The organism is Dyella humicola (assembly GCF_026283945.1).
In the GTDB taxonomy this organism is placed as follows: domain Bacteria; phylum Pseudomonadota; class Gammaproteobacteria; order Xanthomonadales; family Rhodanobacteraceae; genus Dyella; species Dyella humicola.
In genome coordinates this window covers 24,880-45,811 of sequence record NZ_JAPDPC010000002.1, presented here as the reverse complement: position 1 = coordinate 45,811, position 20,932 = coordinate 24,880, and the positions used below count along the sequence as shown (strand labels likewise).

Below are 20,932 nucleotides of genomic sequence, written 5' to 3'. Positions count from 1 at the left end.
TGGCCATCGAAGACGAGACCTTTGCCGCGACGCCTGAACTCCGCTGGCAATATCTAGCTGCGTCTTATGCTCTGGGAGTGCCAGGAAAATGGCCTTAGAAAGGCAATGTCCGCTGCGGGTCGGGACCAGACTATCCACTCCGTCTACCGGGAAATTCTGATCACCATCAGTACCCCTATGGATGCTGCTTCGCAGCGAGAGCGCCAGTTTTACGGATCGCGTCCCCATAATCGCCTGCCGAAGGCTCCACGCCAACGACCTGATAGTGGACCCAAGGACCCAGCCCGACCCCCTCGTAGTTTCGGCCATCCGGGTCACGGTAGATCTCCGTGGACATGGATAGGATCCACCCGTTAGGCAAGCCCTTTTCGGTGGCATCCGAGAAAACACCCTGCGTGGGCTCGCCGACCTGGATCACGTTCGGGAACTGCCGCATTCTCATGGCGAAAACCTCGGCTGCGCTGGCTGTGAGTTCGCTCGTCAGCAGATAGACGGGTTTTCGATAGCAAACGCCATGGTGCGGAATGGTCTCGAATCGCTGTACCGCCCCGTCGCGAAATGCTTGCTTGCTATAAGCCGGCCGAACCTTGTCCGCAAAGCGGGCAGCAATGTCTGCCGACACTTCGTCATCCCCGCCTAGGTTGTGGGAGATGTCGAGAACAAGTGCTCTCGTTCCTTTCAGGTCAGTAAGGGCCTGATCCAGCGCAGGGCCTAGCAGGGAGCGTTCACCCTCGATGTCGCTGTCCCGGCCAAAACCTGTCATCTCGTTGATGGCCAGGTAGCCTACGTTTCCCTCAAGCTTCCCCCAAATCAGCGCGCTGCCAAGTGCCTGGTGATGTGTGCCGGGCAAGAGCGTGGCCGCCGCCTGGCGGTATTCGCCAGGCATCCATCCTCTGAATACCCAATCCAGAAAGTTGTCATAACGACGTTGTTGGGAGAACGCTCCGCTGAGTTCACGGAAGTCTCGGCCACGAAAGGTCCGCAACCTGAAGGGTTTGCCGTCTACCTGGCCCGAGACACTGGTGTGAGGGTCTTCCACACCCTGGAACAGCGCGGCAAGCACGGCGAGCAAGTCCTGCTCGGTCTGGGCGGCCGCGATCCTGGGCCTAAGGCGGGCAGCGCGATCTGACCAGCTAACATGGTGCTCCCGCGTAAAGGGGTAAAGCTCAGTGAGTGACGCCGCCACAGCGTCAAAGATGTACTGAGGAGTCGTTCGGTTCATCGACCCAGTGCAAGCGGCGGGCATCGCGGTAACCGGTCGCGGACGATATTGGGTTCCGTCTGGGGCGGAGGCAAAGAATACCAACGAGCCTGATGCACTCTTCGCAAAGAAGGGAACCAGACCATTCGCCGCCTGCATGCCGGAATGCTGAGAGTCCCGCCAACACAGGTCGCCGGCGCGATCATAGATATCCAAGGATGATGGCTTGAAGTCAAAAGCCATGCCGTAGCTCGGCAAATCCCAATATCCCCGGGCGGGCAGTGCCACGCTGTTACCCGAAATCGTTCGATCAATCGGCTGTGGCGAGTGAGTATCCGTGGCCTTTGAGTAGGAAGCCCCCAGCATCGCGATAGATGCCAGGAAGGTCATGCAGGCGCTACGACTCATGGTGGCTACTCCTTTCACTTTTTTCTCCCTGATAGCGACCTACGTACTCACCCTGATTCTGGAAGGTCCGCTATGGGTTGCGGATTCAGCCGGTCGATGCAACAGATTGGTGAAATCGCTCGGCTGAATCCGCAGTCGCAAGCGGATCCTGGCGTACTCCTAGCCGCAAACAGAAAGCTCCGCAGCCCCGGTGTCGTCATTGTATGGACTCGTCCCCTGTTGCAAGCATCCCGCGGCTCGGGCGTCCGTGGCGACTGCAATCCTATATCCGACCTCCGCCACCCTCGTTCCTGAGGATGCTGGGCCCCGATGACCTACGTAGCGCCCGTGTCCGCAGGCTCTACTCGGCAGTTCGATGATCTTTACGCGGCCTAAAATAGTGCGGTTGGACCCCGGACCAGCAGTTACGTATGGCTTATCGCCGCGCTGCCGCTCTGGCCATCGCGGCGATCTTCAGCATCAGCCGCAGTGCGAACGCCTTCCAAGTGGTGGCTGGCTGCCGTGTACGAGTAGAGGGCTACCGCGTGGAACGCGATGTCCGTCCAGGCAGGAATCGGGGCGTCGGTAGGGCTGTGAACATCAGTGGGCGCCGATTGCGTGATGTGCGTGCTCGGTTCCGTGTCTTCGATGCCCGCGGCCGGCGGATCGGCTGGCCATCGGACTCCATCATGGATCTGCGGGCCGGACAGAGTTGGCGCTTCCGTGCGCCGGCGGCAGGCAACGTCAGTCGCGCCAGGCTAGCGAGCGCCGACAGCAGGTAACAAACAGGAGAAGACGCGAAACGCCGGCCCGGCCCAGGCGGTGGTGCCAAGGGCGTTATCGAATGGCGATGCAGCTGATGCTCGCATAGGGACTTGTTTAACGCTCCTCATGAGCTTCAAGACGTCAGCTCCGGGTCGGCAACGGACACGGCGAGCCCGGCGTCAAAGAGGCTCCGGCTGCACGATCTCGCGAAGTTTGGCCGCGAACATTTCGCAAAGCTCGGCTGCTCGGAGATCGAAGGCGAATCTAGGCATGCCGTGCGTACGTTGTACGTATAAGGAAATCATCACTAAACGATTCTTAGCGACGGGCTAGCATGGAGTGGCTATCGTCATCGAAGGAGTCGCGAGCGTGCCTACCCTCATCGTTGCCAGGTTTGACAATCAGTTCGCGGCGGCCTCGGCTTCATGCAAGCTGCTAGCACGGGGTATGCAGCGCTCGCATGTGGTGAGCTACCTGAACGAAAGCGTGGGCAATTCCGCTGCAAGTTCAAGCGCACCCACATCGATCATCTCCCGCGTCGGCCAACCCGGCCATCGGGAGGAAAGGAGGGCCTCGGAACTTCGTTCGCCAAGCCACCTTCCCGCACCGGCGACGATGGGCCATGCCGTGCTCACGGTGGATGCGGGTGATGAAATTACCGCCGGCGAAGTTCGTCATATCTTGGAACGGGTTGGCGCAACGTCGATAGAAACGCTGGAAATGGAAGCGCCTATAGAGAATCCATTGATGTGGCCTGAGCACGCCACTGGTTTCCCGATTGATGTGGAGCGTGCCATTTGCGCCTCCAGGGGTAGCGAAGCCTTAGGGACACATATCCGGCATTAGCTGGATATGCCCTTCTACGGCGGCATCCTACACGTGCTAAGTCAAGGCCTTGCGGCGAGCATGGCTCACCACAAGGCTCGGTCGATTAGTGCTTAGTGGGCACGATCACCGTGTCGATCGCGTGGATAATGCCGTTGCTTGATGCGATATCCCGCTCCGTTATGTTGGCACCACCGATGCTGAGCTTGTCGCCGTCTTTCCTGACTGGCGCGGTTTGGCCCTGCATCATTTTCGGTGCGCTCAGTTTCTCCACCTCGACGGCCGATGTCCGGCCTGGCAACACGTGGTATTTCATCACGGAGATCAACTCCGCCTTGTTCTCTGGCTTCAGCCAGTTTTCCAGTGTGCCTTTCGGAAGTTTGTCGAACGCCGCATCCGTCGGCGCAAATACGGTGTAAGGGCCGGAACCTTTAAGAACATTTGTGAGTTCTGCCGCTTCTAGCGCTTTGCCTAACGTATGGAACGATCCATTGGCGGCTGCGGTATCGACAAGGTTTTTGGTCGGGGCACGAGTGCTATTGGAATCATGATTGGACATGGATTTGCCTATTGAGTGGTGATCCGCGTAGCGGATTTAGAGCGGACGAAGCCGCGACTCCGATGCAGACCGGAGAAGTACTCAGATGGCGTTTGGGAGAGGACCGCGTGGCTGAGACGCCTGCCAAGGAGGAGACTTTCTTTCCTGGCGCCGTCGCAGCATGCGCTTGAAGTTGTTAGGTGACGGTGATGTGTGAGGCGACCAAGAAACAACTCGGCCCATAGCCTGAAGACCTCTTACAAGCACGTAACATCAGAGAGCGCATGTTGGGTGTGCACCGGAGCCCTCTTGATTGGCTTCGGTTGCCTCAGCCTACGGTCTGCACTCCAACGCCACTGAGTTTCCTCCGATAACTTCGGAGCCGCCGTTTGATGCCCGCTTCTGACTTGCAGGATGCACGTCAATGCTCAAAGGCCACCTCCATGTACACGATCAACCAAACGAACTCGCTGTACTTCTTCCCGCACAAACTCACCTTTACGGCGATTGAAAGGGCCACGGACAGCGAGAAGCGCAATCGCTGGTTTCCTGGGAGTGACGCGTCTGTCTTGTTGTCACGCATACAATCCCTAGGCCAACGAAGCCCATCTCTATCCGATGCAGCTCCACCGAAGGTCGATGTTGACCAGCAAGATACGGGTGCCGACCACATCGATTGATGCGGGTGGCGGGCACATCAACATTGAAATCAGCGGCCGCTGATGTGTACCAGCCACGCTGGCCGGCCAAAGCTCACACGACACGGCTGGCTGAACAGTCACTCTTGAGTGTCCTGCCCGCGGTCGAGTCGACTGCACCGACTAAGCCCAGGCAAACGGACGTGTCCGGCCATGGCCAACCCTAAGGCAACCCAATGACGAGCGTTTCAGGCAAGACCGCCAACGGCTTCACCTATGATGCTGACTACGTGCACGCTAATTCCGATCGCGTCACGTGGACCGCAACGTACAGGCGAAGTGGCGTTTTCTTCGGCATGCGTCACGGACGCGTCAGTGAACTTCTAGGCGTTCCGAACGGTGAGGTCGATGAAGCGGTGAAGGACGATGTTGAATTGACATGGGGCCAATCGAGCTAGGAGCTCCTTAGCCTTACGCCCAACCCACCCGCGGCGATGACGATCATTGCGCGCCTTATTTTCAGGAGGCGGCGGGGCGGAACGCGTACCAAGGACCGAGTGGTCGCGACTAGCGCCTTGGGCTACATCGCTATAACTGCCGCAATAGCGGCCTGGACTGGGGCTGGTTTCACAGACACCGAGTTTAGGTGGGTGGACTGCCCCGGAGATTAAGGAACTTCCGGCCCATGATTGGCCTCCTTTCTCGCCCATCTCGACGTGCCGCTGGCGTTCGCCAACTGAATAAGTAACAGACGCAGCCGTAAGATGAACTTCCTGCACAGGGGCCCCTATGAATATGACGGCGAATCTCTATCCGACTGAGCAAGGCCAGCTCCGCTATCCAGCAACCAGCGGCTTTTTTGATATCGCCGAATTCTTTATGGTGCGCAAGGGAGCCGCTCGGCTCGTGCCGTGTCAATGTAGGACCAGTTGTTTTGAGCCTTGCGAAGGCGGGTGCGGCTGTCAGGCGTGCGCTTGGCGCTCAGCAGCGGATGGCCAACCATCAAAGAGAGACTGGTTGCAACATGGAGTGGCGGAATAGGGCGGGATAGCTGTGCTCGCTAGCCCACCGACCGCCACGCAGGCGTGCTCGTCCCCTGAGCTCAACCAATGTCCGCCCTCGATCGGAAGTGGGCGTTGCGGGGCTCCGAAATTTTGCCCGAAACAGGTCCGCCGGTTCCGGCCACGCGGTGGATTTCAGGTTCGCCATTACAGCGACTCGCTACATTGCACCTGGAGCACAACAGCCGCGACACATGACCAGGGATGCCATCTCGGCTCGCTGGCTACGTGGTCAAGAACGAGTATTCAGTAACGTCGCCAAACGCGCGCTCGTCCTTCTCGATGAGCCCTATGGGGACGGCTCCGCTTTCTATCACCTCACCCAAGGTGTCGATCTTTGGCGGTGATCGACCTTAAAGGCCACCATCGCGAGCCTACGGGACCCTGGCCGTACCAGGGGACTAGAGTCATGAGAATGTCTATTTGGGAGCGGGGCGGAATCCCTGTATCCAGTCAACAGCGGACATTTGTGTCACCTTGGAATCGAAACCCTCAATGGGCCATTCGAGGCCAGGGTGGTCCATCACGCCCTCAAGCCTCACCCTGACTACGAAGGTACGGACGACGCTGGCGCGAGTGAACGCATGCAACCTTTGCCCTTGATCGACCAGTGACCGCCCGCAGTGGCTCAGGATGTTTATTATCTGCGTCGGCGCGAACTGCCGATGGCGGCTTCATTCACGCCACTTGGCCTCCGGTATTCAAGGGGCGGCTCCATCAAGTCGTCCAAGACAACTGATCGCTTGCTATCTGGAGTATTCGTGCGTGCCGCTTGGTGACGGCGGCGCCATGTCATGGTTGAAACCGCGGGGTGTTTCCGCCCGACAGGAGGCATAGCAATGATGAAAGAATGGGTACTCGCCATCGTTTGCGGCATCGCCTGTACGGCGGCAAACGCCGGCGACGGGCTGGTGGGACAGGTCCGGCAATGGCGCTCGGGACATGAGTCGGCCGTGGTCCGGCAGCTTTCCGATTTCACCACGATCCCCAGCGTCGCCGAAAAAGCCTCCGGTCTCGAGACCATGGCCCATCGCTTGCAGGCGGAGCTTTCGCAGCGCGGGTTTCAGGCGCAGTTATGGCAGGGCGATCCCGGCGTGCCGGCCGTCGTCTATGGCGAACTCAACACGCCCGGCGCCAAGCGAACGGTCGTCTTCTACGCTCATTACGACGGCCAGCCCGTCAACCGCGCCGAGTGGGAGGCGGACCCGTTTACGCCGGTTCTGCGCAGCGGACCGAGCCCGAAGGCCGCGGCTCTCGACTGGGGTCAGCTGCGCCCACCATTCAATCCGGAATGGCGACTGTTCGGTCGCGCTGTCAGCGACGACAAATCGTCGATCGTCGCCTTTCTGCAAGCCTTTGACGCGCTGAAGGCTCTGGGACGAGCGCCGTCCGTCAACATCAAGGTGTTCTGGGAAGGTGAGGAGGAGCGAGGGTCACCGCACCTGGCCGACATCCTTCGTCAGCACCAAGCACAGCTCGCCGCCGATCTGTGGTTGATCGGGGATGGGCCCATGCATCAGTCACGGCGGCGCACACTCTACTTCGGTGCACGAGGTTCCCTTGACCTGGAGGCAACTGTCTACGGGCCGCTCCGGCCGTTACATAGTGGCCATTACGGCAACTGGGTGCCCAACCCGGCCTACCAGGCGGCGGAGCTGGTCACGGATTTACGCGCGCCCGACGGTAGCATCCGCATCCCAGGCTTTGATCACGATGTGCGTCCGCTGACAGCGGCCGAGCGGCAGGCCATCACGGCGCTGCCACCGGTGGAGCCGTCGCTGAAGCGGGAATTCGGTATCGCCCAAGGTGAGGGCAACGACGGCCTGACTGCGAGCACCATGCGCCCTGCCCTCAACGTGATCGGCCTCCAGGCTGGCGGCCCCGCCAGGGCGATCCCCGCGACCGCTGAGGTGGCGTTGGATTTCCGACTTGTTCCCGACCAGACGCCAGAGCACGTGCGCGAACTGGTGGAGAAACGGCTGCAAGACCTCGGCTGGACGGTGCTCCACGCAGAACCCGATGAGGCGACACGTAGCAGCAAATCCAAGCTGGTGAGGCTCGATTGGAACCACGGTTACCCCGGCTACCGCGGCGATATGAGCAGTCCCGTTTCGCGCGCCGTGCTGGCCACGGCGGAACGCGCCGCCGCTGGCCCCGTCGCCGTGTTGCCCATGATGGGAGGAAGTGTTCCGATTTATCTCTTCACCAAGATTCTGGACGTTCCGGCGATCGGCCTGCCCATCGCCAACCATGACAACAACCAGCACGCCGCCAACGAAAACGCCCGATTACAGAATCTGTGGGACGGCATAGAGACTTACGCGGCCATGCTCGGCGAGCTCAACTGGTAGCACCCGAGCGTGGGGCCCCCCGCAATCGAGCCGCCAACGCCGGGCAAGCGGGCACCTGCGAGTGCTGGATTGGCGGAGCATCATGCCGGCCGCGTCTGAATGCGGAAGGCTGGAAAGATCTTCTCGATTAGTGCCGACGCCCCTGATGTTGGGGGCGCCGCCCTTCCACTGATCCGGAACTATTACCAGCGCTGGTGAACGTGTGGCGCTATATGGCGCTCATAGACTTCACGGGCGTGTTGCATGGCCTCATCGGAGAGTGGCGCGAGGCTCGCAGCCGACGCGTTTGATGTCGCCTGCGCGGCGTTTTTACTGCCCGGAATGATGACGGAAACGGCCTCCTCCATGAGAATCCAGCGAAGCGCCAGTTGCGCCATGGAAGCGTCCACCGGTACAAGGCCGCGCAGTTCGTCGACCGCTTTCAACGCGATGTCGTAAGGCACGCCGGAGAACGTTTCGCCAACGTCGAACGCCTCGCCATGGCGATTGAAAGTTCGATGATCGTCTGACGGGAAAACCGAATCCGCGGACATCTTGCCCGTCAACATGCCGCTAGCCAGGGGCACTCGCGCTATCACGGCAACGTTCTTCTTTTGCGCCTGCCTGAAGAACAGATCGGCAGGGCGCTGGCGGAACATGTTGTAGATGATCTGCACCGACACCACGTGCGGATACTCAATCGCCTTCAGCGCTTCCTCGACCTTTTCGACCGACACGCCGTAGAAGCGGATCTTGCCGGCAGCAACAAACTCGTCCATCGCGTCGAACACTTCGGGACGGTAATAGACCTCCGTCGGCGGGCAGTGCAATTGCACCAGGTCGAGCGTATCGACGCCCAGGTTCGAAAGGCTGCGGTCGATAAAACCTGCGAGCTCGCGCTTGTTCATATAGCCGCTCGCCACATGCGGATCGAGCCGACGCCCGAGCTTGGTAGCCACGATCGGACGCTCGCCGCCTCGCTGCCGCAACACGTCCCGGATGATCCGTTCCGAGCGGCCGTCGCCGTAGACGTCTGCCGTGTCGATGAACGTAACACCGCTATCGAGCGCGGCGTTTAGCGCGGACTTGGCGTCGTCTTCGGCGACACTGCCCCACGAGCCGCCGATCGCCCATGCCCCAAAGCCGACTTCCGACACATGCCAGCCGGTACGACCAAATTTCCTCTTCGAAAGCGTCATTTAACTGCTCTTCCTATATTTTGCGACGTACGTCGTTGATGCGAATTCCGGTGATGGCTGAACGGTGTTCCGACCTGGCCTGAGTGCCCCGCTGGTGTTGAACATCGTGCCGCTAGGGCTCGGCTGCATCCGGCGGAGCTGGATGCGAATGCCCGCTTCAAGGCGGGAACGGTCCTTACGCCACCAAGCCTGGACGCACCATTCTCCTTCCATGCACCAAGGCCAGTCCAATGGCAGCATAAAGGGCATCGACGAGAAAGGCCTGTCAAACAAAGGCATCCGACATCGAATCGCTTATCACCAGGCCAGTCAGGGACTGGATGGCATCCACAATAAAGAAGACGGTGACCCCATGGGCCACAAGCCTCTTGGGAACGCGCCATAGAAACCAAGCGTAGGCGAGGCTCGCCGTTGCTCCGCGCTAAATGCTTTCTCAGCGCCTGGCTCGGCCATGGACGGGAAGTGCACCGTTTCCGCACAGTTTGTGCGACCGCTCATCCAAAATCCGGTCCGTGCTTCCAAAGCTCGCTCAATGGCTTTCGCGTGGGGCCGCACACAAGGATATCGGGGTGATCTCCGCTTTCTTCATTGACCAGGCCCAAAGCATTGCTCGTGTGGCCGGCAACGCGGCAGTTTGTGAAGAGAAGATTGGCGCGCTCGCGCGAATTTCCCAACACGATGAGTGTGGTGGGTGGCGTCTGCGGATAGCCGCGTAGCCAGCCGGAGTTGATCGTCGTGATCGGCATGGGTAGGTGATAGTGCTGACCCAGTAGAGCGATAGCGCCGTACTCGCCATAGTTACCCACGGCAATGCCAAGATTGGCTTGCTGTTCGGCGGGCAAGGCATCGCGAATAGCCGCCACGTGTGCGACGAGTTCATCCCAGCCGATTTCCTCGCGCAGGTCGGCGTTGTTTTTGAGCGCAAAGTCTCGCAACGGACCGCTCGTTGCGATGGGTACGATACGAAGCGTCGCATAGACGCCGACAGCGAAGACACCCGTAAACGCCAGTGTGGCAATCCCAACGCGCCACGCGGGACGCAGGGCGCGCAACCATCGCTCGCCTGTCACCGATCCCATGGCCAGCAGCATGGGGTAAGCGCCGCAGGTGTAATAGAAGCGCCCCTGTGCAAACAGGAACAGCAGCAGCGGCACCACATACATCCAGGCAAGCATGCGATAGCGGCGATCGTTGAAGTAGGCGAACAACCCCACTAGCCAGACAGGCGCGGCGAACAGATTGGCATTCAACAGGAACTGATCGCGCAGGAAACCGTCCGCGCGTCCCTGATGGACGTCGCGCGCATGGATGGCTTGCAGAAAATGGTAGGAAACGAAGTCGTGCCGGATGAGCCAGACGAGGTTGGGGAAAAATAAAAGTAGCGCGATGGCGCCACCGGCCCAGAACCAACGATTCACGACATATCGCCGTGCGTCGGTGAGCAGCACGCCCACCCATACGCCAGCGAGCGCGATCGCCATCGAATACTTGGTCTGCAGACCAAGGCCGGCGAGTATGCCAATCGCTACCCACCAGCGTGGCTCATCGTCACGCAACAGACGAATCACGCACCAGGCGATAAGCACCCACCACAACAAATCGAACGAGGAATACTGGAATTCCGTCGCCTGGAACATCGGCAATGGCGACAGCCCCACCGCGATGGCCGTAAAGGTCTGCGCCAACCGCCCGCCCCCCAGGTCACGAGCCATGAGGCCGCTGGCGAGAATCACCAGGACTTGCGCGAGCACCGAAAACAGTCGCAGGCCCACGAGTGACAGGCCAAACATCTTGAGGCCCAGGGATTCCAATGCGGCGGTCAGGGGCGGGTAAGGCACAAAGCCCCAATCCAAGTGCTGCGCATCACTCAGGAATTGCCATTCGTCCCGGTGAAAACCGTACTGCCCGTTGGTCAACATGTGGGCTGTGCCGAAGAGCACGGCAATGACCAGCACCGGCATGACGCTCCCCCGGTGGCCCGGCATGGCGTTCTGAACTGGAACACCGGTCGCACTCATGGACGCATCCTCGAAACAGGTCGACTGTTCGCCCGATGCCTATCCGCATCCCGGGCGGTGACTCTTTCACTCCGCCAAGATAGCCAATGTTCGGGTTGGGCCGGAAGCAGTCGTTTCAGGAACGCTGGACAGCGCTCGTTGACCCGATCAGATCGGGTGGTCGATCGACTTGGCGAGCGCGGTGAAAAGCTTCGGCCCGGCCTCGGTCATGTGCCAGCAGTCTTCCAGCCGGATGCCGAATTCGCCGGGAATGTAGATCCCCGGCTCGTCGGAAAAACACATGCCGGCTGCCAGCGGCGTGGCGTCGCCATGGACGAGATAGGGCGGCTCGTGGCCGTCCAGGCCGATGCCATGGCCGGTGCGGTGGGGAAGACCAGGCAGGTGGTAGCCGGGACCCCAGCCTTCCTTTTCATAGTAGGCGCGCACGGCGTCGTCGATGGCGCCCACCGGGGTGCCCAGCTTGGCAGTGGCCAACGCGAGCTGCTGGCCCCGCTTGACGGTGTCCCAGACCTTTCGCTGTTTCGCGGTCGGCTGACCCATCACCCAGCTGCGCGAGATGTCCGATTGATAGCCATGCACGGTGCAGCCCACGTCCATCAGGATGACCGAACCCTCGTGCAGGGTCTGCGGCTGGTGCGAGCCGTGCGGATAGGCGCTGGCCTCGTTGATCAACACGAGGGCGAACTCCGGCGCGCCGCCCAGGGCAACGGTGGCGCCATTCATCATGGCAGCGATCTCGTCGGGGCGCATGCCCGGGCGGACGTTGGCATGGACGTAGCGCAGCGCCGCCAGGGTGACGTCATTGGCGGTTTGCATCAGCGCGAGTTCGGCCGGCGACTTGATCAGCCGGACGGCTTTTACCAGGGCGTCGCCGGAGACCACACGGTAGGCCCCTGCGCTGGCATCGCGCACCCCGTCGACGATGAACAGGCGCGTGGTGGCTTCGAAGGCGATCGGGTCGGAGGTAACGCCGCGGTCGCGAAGCGCGCCAGCAAGGAGGGCGAACGGGCTCTCATGCTCATTCCATGGCCGCACATCGCCGCCCACCGCCAGCGTCTCGCGGATCGACGGCTCTTCGAAGGCCGGGGTCACCACGACGATGTCACCGCGGGCCGGGATCACGGCGGCCGTCGTACGCTCCGAGCGATGCCACTGGATGCCGGTGAAGTAGTCCAGGCTTGAGCCGGATTCCAGGATCAAGGCGCCGATTTTCTGCTCGACCATCAGCCGTTGCAGCTTGGCGATCCGCGCCTGACGCTCCTCCACCGAAATCGGCTTGGCGCCGGCGGTCATGGAGGCCAACCCGGCCAGCCCGGTAGGCGCAGCAGCTGCGGCCTGCGCCGACCGGCCGGCCAGCATAAGGGCGGTGGATGCGGCGGCGGTGGCGGCTACTGCACCAGTGAGAAAATCGCGACGACGCATGGAGACTCCGGACCGATGCCAAGGATGCTTCGGAGTATGAGGCTGGAACCGGCGACGCGACTACTGTCTGGCCTGGTGTCGAATCGCACTTGCGCCATCACCACGAACCAGTCCAGCACGCGGTGCTGCTCACCGCCTGCGCTCAAAGTGATACGCAGTGCCGCTCCAGTCGGACCCGACACGACCTATAAGGCGTGCGCGCTCGATCCAGTGGCGGTGGTTTGGCGGATCGTGGATGATTTTCGGTGTGTCTGCTTTTGACGGCGAATCCGGCCATGTGTCGCGTTGAGCGGCTGAAGTCGCGACCCGTAGCGGACGCTATTCGCTCGCCGATGTCGTTATACGGGACACGGGGCGTGGGCCCGGGCATTTGCTTGATCTGCATGGCGGGAGCGCCATCCCAACACGCGCTTATCAGTGCAGCGACTACCATGCACTTACATCCCCCGAGTGCACGCCATGTCCCCAGAGTTACCCCACCGCACGGTCGATGCGGTTCGATCTCCACCTGTGGACACCACCACCGATAGGCTGAAATTCAGTGGTGACAACACGTTCCATCGCGAGTTACGGCGGCGTGTCGACGATTATTTCAAGCAAAGCGGGCGCAAGCAGCGCGACAATGCTCGCATGTATCTGAAGACGGCGTTCATCCTCACGTCTTTCTTCGCTTCGTATGTGCTTCTTGTGTTTGTCGCGGCGACGTGGTGGCAGGGCCTGCTGCTCAGCCTGGTGCTTGGCATCGCCACGGCCCAGATCGGCTTCAATATCCAGCACGATGCCGGTCATCAGGCATATTCGGAGCGACGCTCGGTCAACAAGTGGATGGCCAGAACGCTCGATCTGGTCGGTGGCAGTTCGTACATATGGCATTGGAAGCACGCTCACTTCCACCACACCTACGTCAACATCGACGGCTACGACAGCGACATCAACCTTGGCGTCCTGGCGCGATTTTCGCCGCAGCAGAGGCGCTACTGGCACCATCGCTGGCAGCACATCTATCTTTGGCTGCTCTATGGCTTCACGGCCCTGAGCTGGCATCTACATGACGACTTCCGCGACATCTTTACCGCCACCATCGGCAAGCGCCGGATGCCACGACCGCGGGGCAAGGACCTGGTGATTTTCGTACTCGGCAAAGTGGTCTTCTTGACCCTCGCCTTCGGCTTACCTCTGGTATTTCATTCGATTGGCGCTGTCCTGCTGTACTACACGGTGGTTTCCGTCGTTGCAGGTTTACTACTCGCGCTAGTTTTTCAGCTGGCACACGCCGTAGAAGAAGCATCATTTCCGTCCCCGGATGAGCCGGGACGCATAGACACGCCATGGGCGATCCACCAACTCCAAACCACGGTGAACTTCGCGCGCGACAGCCGGCTGATCACTTGGCTGGTCGGCGGTCTGAATTTTCAGATCGAGCACCACCTGTTTCCACGCATATGCCACATCCACTATCCGGCCATTGCACGCGTGATCGAAACAACCTGCCTCGAATACGGGGTCCCCTACCATGCGAACCGCTCATTCGGCGCCGGTATCGCCTCGCACTATCGCTGGCTGCGGCGGATGGGAAGATCCGAGCCCTCCATCGCGGCGTGACTCGAATTTGATAGCGTTCGGGATTCCCCGGGGCTAGTCAAGTCGCGGAAATGTCCGCTTCAGTCGGGAGCGGGCATGTTGAACGCCTCTATTCGGTCGACGCTCTCAAGCGAGACTTATCGCTGCGAGTCCCTGCGGGTACTCATCTAATGCGAGATCCCGCTATGTTTGCTACGGATCGAAGCGGACGTTCCACGCACGCAAACGCACGAACTATCGTGCAAGTAGGGCCCATGTCCAGTAGATCGCGATCGCTAACTGCACGGCAAAGAAGAAAAAGCGAGTGTTGACCGCGAAGACACTCAAGGAGACGAGATGAGTGGTTGATTGGGCAACGCGGGCAAGCAGGAGCCACGGTGCCAACACATCAGTAAGCCCGGTACGACTGGTCACCATGGCTACAAGAAGAAGGCCGCCAGCGATAGGAAGGCTCTCGATGCAGTTGGCATGTGCCCGCGCCAGTCGTTGCAAAAATGGAGAGAGGTTCGCGTTGTCCGGCGTGAATTCATTGGACTTGGTGCGCCCGGAGACAACCAAATAAGAGCGAATGCCCTCCATGAGCACGAGCAAGAAGAGTGCCCATGCGATGAAGAGCGTCAGTACCAAGGCAGATGTGCTCATCGATCAACTCTCCTGCTTGCTGAAGCGAATGAAGATACCTTGCCAATCTGAGATGCTCTTTCCTGTATTCGACATCACTTTTCCACCTTTAGAAAAGCCGGTGTCGTTAGCCGAACTTCTAGTACTAACAAACGTATGCTTCGGGTTGCGGATTCAACCGGTCGATGCAACAAACTAACGACTGCGCAAGCAGCAGGGGTGTTGCGTTGACCGCTTGCACGAGTACCGAAACCTTCAAATGGGCCCCGACACTATTCGCTCGTTTCAAAAACAAAACGGGCGCGGCAGGGCATTACCCACCGCGCCCGCTGCCTGGCGTTGTGCCAGGGCCTCAGAGTTCCAGAGCCGAGATACGCGTCGCCCAGTTGCCCAGGGCACCGCGTGTCCCACCGCACTGGAACAGCGGAGCGGTCAAGTATTGGGCCAGGGTGCACGTCTGCGAGATGTACTCGGATGCAATCCAGATCTTGTTGCCGTCCACCACAGCCGCACCGTAGTCACCCCAACGCGGCCGACCACCGCCGAGGTAGGGGATGCCGGTAAAGCCGTCCCAGGGGCCTGCGCCCGGCCTGACGATATGGACGTCGCCGGCACCGATCTTCGCATCGAAGCTGGCATAACCAGCGCTTGGGTAGTCGTTGACGCCAACCACCGTGAACGCGATAACGCCGCGTCCGCCTTGCGTGACGGCTGCCGCGCCGTAGGTCAGATTCGCATCAGGCAGCGCTAGCGTGCCGTTGGCGAAGAGGCCGCCGGAGTGCGGATTGATGACAAAATAGTTGATGCCCGAACCATGGCTGCCGTCGTTGAGCAAGACGTCGGTATCCAACGTCCCCCAGAGTTTGCCGTTGGCGAAGCTCACCTGCTCCATGCGCGAGTCATTCACCGCCAAGTCGCGCGGCCCCGGGTAAACGATGCTCGGGTAACCGAGTAGCGATGCACAACTGGGTGTGGCAAAGCAGTCAAGCAAAGGCGTACTGCCTGGCTTCTGATGGGCCAGACTGGTCGGCACGGCGTATTCCTGCACGGTCAGCGGCGAGACGTCGAGCGCTACCGCCGTGGGCATTTTGTCGATAGCCTTCGTATTCGACACCGACCATAGCCAGACGGTGCTCGACGTACCCGAGTCGTAGAACACGGCGTCGGAACTGAGCAGGTATTCGGTGCCACCGTGAGCATCGGCAAACTCCCCACCGGTCGAGATGGCCGGGATCACCGCGAACGCGGGTGCCGGAATGCTCGGATCGCCACCGTTGAACAGCACCACATTCGGTGACGCAGCGCCCTCCGCCAATGCATCCTTGGAGATCACGTAAATCTGCGCGCCGTAAAAGCCGGCACCGAACAACGAGAACTCGTTGGTGGTCAGGAAGATTGCATGGGCGTCAGCGCCGATATGGGGGTAGTCGCCCAGACAGAACCCGCCCGCACAGCCGTGATCCGGCGTGCCCTGCGTGCCGTTGTTCTGTACCGGCAAGTGGTAGATGTTCCAGGCACCGGTGGGATTGGAGGTCTGACTGACCGCGATGTCCAGGTGATTGGTGCCAGCCAGGGCCGACGTCGTACCAATGCGATCGAGCGTCAACACGATCTGGAACCAACGCCGCGTGTCTGCATCGTAGTAACAGGAAGGGTCGGTGATGCTTGGTCCGTACGCACCCGTGCCGCGATTGATCGCGTCGGGGTAGCCGTAGAACGTGTTGAGATCGACAGGCCCGACAAGCTTGTTGCCGAAGCTGTCATAGATCGCCAAGACGTCGTTGACGCTCTCCATGACGAAGCCGTTGCCCGTGCACAGCCCTTGGTCGGGCGGTTCCACCGAGAACTGATTGCCGCCGTTGGCGTAACGCTGATCGTGGAAATCGAGTCCATCGAAGCCGCCAAGGAATTCAGGGTGCGACTTGGCACGCTTGCCATGCCCCATGCCGTGGCCACCGCCATGCCCGTGGGCAACGCTGCGATTGACGATGGGTTGCGGTCCGAGGTCGTCACCCGAATCGGCATCCCCGCCGACCATCGCCGGATCCAGTTCGAGGCTTGTTATCGGTGCCCCGCCAAGCGGCGTGGTCGTTGGTACCGTGGTTCCCCCTCGTTGCAGTACGAGGGTCGTGGGAGGCGCAGCCAAGGCGCAGGTAGCAAACGCCATGGCTGCCACTGCAATAAGCAGTCGAGTATGCATAACACGGGTCTCCTGTTCGTTTCGTTAGGTGACCGCGCCCCCTGTCCAACGCTGATATCGGTCGCGCCGATAAGCGTCTGCGCAAGTACGCATATTTGAATATGCGTCGATCGACCATACGCGCATTCGCAATAGCTTGCCATTAGCCCAAAGAAATGCGTTCCCCTCGCTAAAAATAGAAAGGAATGCGCAAGCTTTGGAATGAAAATGATTCGCAATTATTAAATTGAAGCTTGCCTAAACCAGCCTCAGGCTCAATTTCTATCCACCACCACGGGCGTCGGGCCAGAAATGGCGCCACCCGACTTCTCTTTACCGGGCGTCATTGATTTCGGAATGTTGGGCGAACAATCCATCGTAGAGCGTTTCAATGTTGACGACTCTGCCGCCCACGACGGTAATGATGATCGTCCTTCCGTCTTGCGGGTATTGCCATTCCTCGCCGGTGGCAAGTTGGGTACTTGGCAAACCGCCGGACTGCACTTGCTTGAAAGCGCGTATCGACGGCTCACTCATCAATTGCAGTACTCGTGCTGCGCTGTCGCCGATGATTAGCACTTTGCTGCCAACGCGTAGTGAGGTCGCTGCGTGAATAGTCATGCTCGCAAAGAACAAACAATAAAATCATGTAGCGACGCATAAGGGACACTTCTTGGTGACAGATAAAACTTCCGGGGCCCGACCACATCGAGAGCGCCTGGTGATTGGATCAACTGTCTTTAACCCGATTGGTTTTTCAAACCGAGTGTGCGTCGCGGCAGTCGCGACTTCATCGGCGTGCATCAGGAGCAGTCTCGCGCATGGTGTGAGAAGCACGTCGTTCTGCATGAGCTGATTTTCGTGTGGGGTTAAGTCGAATGCCGTCATCCATCGGCCAAGGTGTGTCGCCTCAGCGACTGGCCCGCTCAACGGCTCTGCTTGTTGAAATAGACGCTACCGCGAGCAGGAAGTGGGATCAGGCTGAGTTTCCTGTCACTGCCGTGATCGGCTGGCGGGAAATATCGCAACCTGACCCTGTCATTCCATAAGCCGCCACCGCCTAGGTGGCTTTCACGTTACCCGCTATGCTGGGCGAGCACGGCGCGGGGGCGCCGATCTTCGGGGGGAGAAACACTATGACGACACGATCCAAGGGCCCGGCGGCCGGCTTTGGCTGGCTGACGAACGGCATCCGCGTAAGCTTCCGCCATCCGAAGCCGTTGCTCGGAGGTGCGGCCTTGCTGGTGGTGGCGTGCCTGTTGCCGACGCTGATCACATTGCCGATGCAATTCCACGCGATGCGCGCCGGCACACCGCAGAGCCCGGCAACCTTTGGTTGGATCATGGCGATCTCCATGCTGCTCGGTCTGCTGATCGCGCCGCTCTACGCGGGCTATCTGCAGGTCGTCGATGCAGCCGAACGTGGCCTGCCGGCCCGCGCGCGCGACATCTTCAAGCCCTATCGACAAGGCGAAGCATGGCGCGTGATCGGCCTCGGGCTGGCGATCGGTGTGATCTACGTCGCCGTGCTCGGCATCGTTATCGCCGCGACGGGAGGCGGCATCGCCGGCTGGTACATGCAAGTGCTGACGGCACAGGCCACCCATCAGCCACCGCCGGGATTGCCCAACGGCTTCGGCATCCTCATGACACTTTTCACCGTGCTCGGCCTTTTCATGCTGGGTTTCTATGCGATCAGCCTTGGCCAGGTCTCGCTGGGTCATCGCAGCGTGTTCGGCGCCATCGGTGATGGCATCGTGGGCGCGCTGAAGAACCTGCTGCCGTTGCTGGTGTTTGCAGTGAGCCTCGCCCTTGTCTGGATTGTCGTAATCATCGCCTTCGCGCTCGTGGCCCTTCTACTTGCCCTGCTTGGCAAGCTCGTCGGCCCATGGCTGATGTTCGTGCTGATTATTCCGCTCTATGTCGCCCTGGTGCTGGCAATGTTCGCGGTGATGTTCGGGGTGATGTATCACCTGTGGCGTGATGTGTGTGGTGACGACATCGTGCCCGACATGGCCCCGGCGATCGCCGCCTGATCGGCGCCATCTCCGAATAGACCGTGGTGTGCGTGCTGGCGTGACCGCGCAAGCGGCTCTCGTCAGCAGCACCTTTGGCGGTAGCGTGCCGATTAGTTGGCGCTACCGTGCAAGTTCGGGTGCCGCTATTGGCCAGGACACGCGCCACCGCCTGGATGCCCATGCACAATCCGGCGATACCGGCGGAGCGCAACTTGTCGCCATCCTTGGCGAGCGCCGGCGTCCAGAACGGACGGCCAAGTGGATTGGTAGGACGTGTGACGCGGTTCGGCGCGAAGGGACGTGCGGCTGCCGTATGATCGACCGCAGCCATGATCAACTCCTAGTGTAAGTTGGTTGTGGTCAGCGGGCCGTCTGGGTTGCTGCCCTTTCGGCCCGCGTTACTTCACTTGTGGCGAAGCAAGGTGTCGGCGGACAGAGTTGACACTTCGCAGCCGCCGACCGACGGACCATCGCACGCGGCTCAAGCCGCGTCCGTCCGGAGAAGTCCCGCGCATGGCTTGAGAAGCGCTGCGTTTTACGTCGCGCAGCAGCGGGCTTTCGCGTTGGGGTTAGCTGTCATTGGCGTCAGTTATCTGTGGGGGCGTCGAAACACAGCACCGTCCGCTGCAACCGGTTGTCAGGCCTCCATGTGCCCTTGGCGCCGTAGGACGACATGCGTGGCTTTCTCCGACGCTACGGATTCAACGCATTCGTATCCCATAGCCCGCAGGTCAATCCCTTCGAACAGCGGCTCTCCCCGGCCGAGCAGGACCGGCGAGATAGCCAAGTGCAGCTCATCGATGAGGCCCTCACGAAGATACTGTCGGATGGTGTCCGGCCCACCGCCGATCCGCACGTCCATGCCCCCGGCGGCCTCGCGTGCACGCTCGAGCGCCTCGCGAATGCCGCCCGTGATGAAGTGGAACGTCGTGCCACCTTCCATCGCGATGGGGGGACGAGCGTGATGGGTCAAGATGAAGACGGGACCGTGATACGGCGGGTTGTCTCCCCACCAGCCTTTCCAGTCGGTGTCCTGCCACTCCCCACGAATGGGTCCGAACATGTTCCTTCCAAGAATCCAGGCCCCGACATTCTGAAAGCCACGGGCGGCGAAATCATCGTCAACGCCGGTCGTGCCGCCGTCCTGGCCGAACAAGCCCCGCCGGAACGTACGTGTTGGGACTAGCCACTGGTGCAGCTCCGTCCCGCCAACGCCGAGCGGATGGTTGATGTCTTGATGAGGGCCTGCTCCGTAGCCGTCGAGCGAGATGGTGAAACCGTCAACGCGAACTCGTGTCATCGCTTGCCTCCGTTTAGACGCCTAAAATGCCTTTCCTAACGACCTGCGGCCCCTTTAAGTGGGCATCCGTGCGTTCAATAGTCCTTGAAATGAATCGCGGCGTGCGACCCGTCGCAGAAGGGTTTGTTCTTCGACTCCCCGCATCGGCAAAGCGTGACGCGATTACGCACCTCATACTGGAATCCGTCGGCGGCGACGACGGGGATGCCTCCCCGCAACCACAGCGGGCCGCTGCACGCCTCCACCGGGTCCTCAAGGAGACCGATGGAAATCGGTAACGCGCTTTCGACCGGCCGCCCCGTCGCCCTATCCCAAGCCACCAGGCGTCCGGACGGGCACTGGTTGACCTGGCGGATGAACTGCGCCCTCGCCTGAGCGTTGTCGGTCTCGACCACCTGACTCCAGACGTTTCCGTTGGGATCGCAAAACCGAGCGAACGCGCAGAGGGTTTCCGCATCGGCAAGGTCATCCACGGGCCCGTTCACGACCCGCGCTTGATCGAGGTATGGCCGCCGGTCGGCGGTCTCGGTCCCATCAAAGCCAACTTTCTTGTGGGAGCCATCGCAGAACGGCTTCGACTGCGACCGACCGCAACGGCATAGCGCATAGGTCGGTGGGTGATCGATCGGCGGGCCTTCCTTCCAGGCCTCAGAGCCTCCATCGGCATCGGCGACAACGGTTTGTTTCGCCAGCGCAATATCGCCAACGACCAGATAGGGGCCATTCTTGGAAACGGTCACTTGAATGTTCGCGCTTGCCGGTGCCATGCGATTCACTCCTCCTGCCCTGGCTAATTACCATGCCCCTACGCCCGGATGGACGGCGTGAATTTGAAATGGGACCGAGGGC

Annotated in this window: 15 protein-coding genes; 5 read left to right on the top strand and 10 right to left on the bottom strand. The window is 60.5% G+C overall.

Annotation, left to right across the window (positions count from 1 at the left end):
- Positions 1 to 175 precede the first annotated feature (175 nt).
- Positions 176 to 1,609, bottom strand: a complete 1,434-nt coding sequence (locus OUZ30_RS14960) for a S41 family peptidase (RefSeq protein WP_266183234.1) — start codon at positions 1,607 to 1,609, stop codon at positions 176 to 178.
- A 410-nt stretch (positions 1,610 to 2,019) separates the two neighbouring features.
- Between OUZ30_RS14960 and OUZ30_RS20460 the strand changes: the two genes are divergently transcribed.
- Both OUZ30_RS20460 and OUZ30_RS14955 read left to right on the top strand, forming a co-directional pair.
- Entirely contained in the window at positions 2,020 to 2,370 is a 351-nt protein-coding gene (locus tag OUZ30_RS20460) for an FxLYD domain-containing protein (protein WP_425601524.1), read from the top strand.
- A gap of 352 nt (positions 2,371 to 2,722) precedes the next feature.
- The gene (locus OUZ30_RS14955) at positions 2,723 to 3,199 is read left to right on the top strand and encodes a hypothetical protein (RefSeq protein ID WP_266183233.1); all 477 of its coding nucleotides are present in this window, start codon (positions 2,723 to 2,725) and stop codon (positions 3,197 to 3,199) included.
- An 85-nt stretch (positions 3,200 to 3,284) separates the two neighbouring features.
- On the opposite strand, the gene OUZ30_RS14950 is transcribed toward OUZ30_RS14955, so the two are convergent.
- Positions 3,285 to 3,737: a fasciclin domain-containing protein gene (locus tag OUZ30_RS14950; protein ID WP_266183232.1), complete on the bottom strand. Its 453-nt coding sequence runs from the start codon at positions 3,735 to 3,737 to the stop codon at positions 3,285 to 3,287.
- 2,472 nt (positions 3,738 to 6,209) lie between these two features.
- Between OUZ30_RS14950 and OUZ30_RS14945 the strand changes: the two genes are divergently transcribed.
- Complete coding sequence (locus OUZ30_RS14945; RefSeq protein ID WP_266183231.1) at positions 6,210 to 7,766, top strand: M20/M25/M40 family metallo-hydrolase; 1,557 nt, start codon at positions 6,210 to 6,212, stop codon at positions 7,764 to 7,766.
- 182 nt (positions 7,767 to 7,948) lie between these two features.
- On the opposite strand, the gene OUZ30_RS14940 is transcribed toward OUZ30_RS14945, so the two are convergent.
- From OUZ30_RS14940 to OUZ30_RS14930, 3 genes are all read right to left on the bottom strand, one after another.
- A complete protein-coding gene (locus OUZ30_RS14940) occupies positions 7,949 to 8,944 on the bottom strand; it encodes an aldo/keto reductase (RefSeq protein ID WP_266183230.1) in 996 nt (331 codons plus the stop codon).
- A gap of 494 nt (positions 8,945 to 9,438) precedes the next feature.
- Positions 9,439 to 10,962, bottom strand: coding sequence for a glycosyltransferase family 39 protein (locus OUZ30_RS14935; RefSeq protein WP_266183229.1), 1,524 nt, complete (start codon positions 10,960 to 10,962; stop codon positions 9,439 to 9,441).
- Between the two features lie 147 nt (positions 10,963 to 11,109).
- Positions 11,110 to 12,384, bottom strand: a complete 1,275-nt coding sequence (locus tag OUZ30_RS14930; RefSeq protein ID WP_266183228.1) for a M24 family metallopeptidase — start codon at positions 12,382 to 12,384, stop codon at positions 11,110 to 11,112.
- Between the two features lie 459 nt (positions 12,385 to 12,843).
- Here OUZ30_RS14930 and OUZ30_RS14925 point away from each other — a divergent pair, with 459 nt between their 5' ends.
- On the top strand, positions 12,844 to 13,986 hold the full coding sequence (locus OUZ30_RS14925; protein WP_266183551.1) for a fatty acid desaturase family protein: 1,143 nt from the start codon (positions 12,844 to 12,846) through the stop codon (positions 13,984 to 13,986).
- Positions 13,987 to 14,199: 213 nt separating this feature from the next.
- On the opposite strand, the gene OUZ30_RS14920 is transcribed toward OUZ30_RS14925, so the two are convergent.
- The 3 genes from OUZ30_RS14920 to OUZ30_RS14910 form a co-directional block, all read right to left on the bottom strand.
- A complete protein-coding gene (locus tag OUZ30_RS14920) occupies positions 14,200 to 14,607 on the bottom strand; it encodes an MAPEG family protein (protein ID WP_266183227.1) in 408 nt (135 codons plus the stop codon).
- A 331-nt stretch (positions 14,608 to 14,938) separates the two neighbouring features.
- The gene (locus OUZ30_RS14915; protein ID WP_266183226.1) at positions 14,939 to 16,786 is read right to left on the bottom strand and encodes a hypothetical protein; all 1,848 of its coding nucleotides are present in this window, start codon (positions 16,784 to 16,786) and stop codon (positions 14,939 to 14,941) included.
- A gap of 312 nt (positions 16,787 to 17,098) precedes the next feature.
- Complete coding sequence (locus tag OUZ30_RS14910; protein WP_266183225.1) at positions 17,099 to 17,302, bottom strand: hypothetical protein; 204 nt, start codon at positions 17,300 to 17,302, stop codon at positions 17,099 to 17,101.
- Positions 17,303 to 17,901: 599 nt separating this feature from the next.
- Between OUZ30_RS14910 and OUZ30_RS14905 the strand changes: the two genes are divergently transcribed.
- Positions 17,902 to 18,801 carry a hypothetical protein gene (locus OUZ30_RS14905; protein ID WP_266183224.1) on the top strand — a complete coding sequence of 300 codons (900 nt, stop codon included), beginning with the start codon at positions 17,902 to 17,904 and terminating at the stop codon, positions 18,799 to 18,801.
- A 619-nt stretch (positions 18,802 to 19,420) separates the two neighbouring features.
- Here OUZ30_RS14905 and OUZ30_RS14900 read toward each other — a convergent pair.
- Together OUZ30_RS14900 and OUZ30_RS14895 are read right to left on the bottom strand one after the other, a co-directional pair.
- On the bottom strand, positions 19,421 to 20,083 hold the full coding sequence (locus OUZ30_RS14900) for a dihydrofolate reductase family protein (RefSeq protein WP_266183223.1): 663 nt from the start codon (positions 20,081 to 20,083) through the stop codon (positions 19,421 to 19,423).
- Between the two features lie 74 nt (positions 20,084 to 20,157).
- Positions 20,158 to 20,850, bottom strand: a complete 693-nt coding sequence (locus OUZ30_RS14895; protein ID WP_266183222.1) for a CDGSH iron-sulfur domain-containing protein — start codon at positions 20,848 to 20,850, stop codon at positions 20,158 to 20,160.
- Positions 20,851 to 20,932 lie beyond the last annotated feature (82 nt).

Coding starts and splice junctions, on each gene's coding strand:
- OUZ30_RS14960 (WP_266183234.1), bottom strand. CDS start 1,609: ATGAGTCGTAGCGCCTGCATGACCTTCCTGGCATCTATCGCGATGCTG.
- OUZ30_RS20460 (WP_425601524.1), top strand. CDS start 2,020: ATGGCTTATCGCCGCGCTGCCGCTCTGGCCATCGCGGCGATCTTCAGC.
- OUZ30_RS14950 (WP_266183232.1), bottom strand. CDS start 3,737: ATGTCCAATCATGATTCCAATAGCACTCGTGCCCCGACCAAAAACCTT.
- OUZ30_RS14945 (WP_266183231.1), top strand. CDS start 6,210: ATGGTTGAAACCGCGGGGTGTTTCCGCCCGACAGGAGGCATAGCAATG.
- OUZ30_RS14940 (WP_266183230.1), bottom strand. CDS start 8,944: ATGACGCTTTCGAAGAGGAAATTTGGTCGTACCGGCTGGCATGTGTCG.
- OUZ30_RS14935 (WP_266183229.1), bottom strand. CDS start 10,962: ATGAGTGCGACCGGTGTTCCAGTTCAGAACGCCATGCCGGGCCACCGG.
- OUZ30_RS14930 (WP_266183228.1), bottom strand. CDS start 12,384: ATGCGTCGTCGCGATTTTCTCACTGGTGCAGTAGCCGCCACCGCCGCC.
- OUZ30_RS14925 (WP_266183551.1), top strand. CDS start 12,844: ATGTCCCCAGAGTTACCCCACCGCACGGTCGATGCGGTTCGATCTCCA.
- OUZ30_RS14920 (WP_266183227.1), bottom strand. CDS start 14,607: ATGAGCACATCTGCCTTGGTACTGACGCTCTTCATCGCATGGGCACTC.
- OUZ30_RS14915 (WP_266183226.1), bottom strand. CDS start 16,786: ATGCATACTCGACTGCTTATTGCAGTGGCAGCCATGGCGTTTGCTACC.
- OUZ30_RS14910 (WP_266183225.1), bottom strand. CDS start 17,302: ATGAGTGAGCCGTCGATACGCGCTTTCAAGCAAGTGCAGTCCGGCGGT.
- OUZ30_RS14905 (WP_266183224.1), top strand. CDS start 17,902: ATGACGACACGATCCAAGGGCCCGGCGGCCGGCTTTGGCTGGCTGACG.
- OUZ30_RS14900 (WP_266183223.1), bottom strand. CDS start 20,083: ATGACACGAGTTCGCGTTGACGGTTTCACCATCTCGCTCGACGGCTAC.
- OUZ30_RS14895 (WP_266183222.1), bottom strand. CDS start 20,850: ATGGCACCGGCAAGCGCGAACATTCAAGTGACCGTTTCCAAGAATGGC.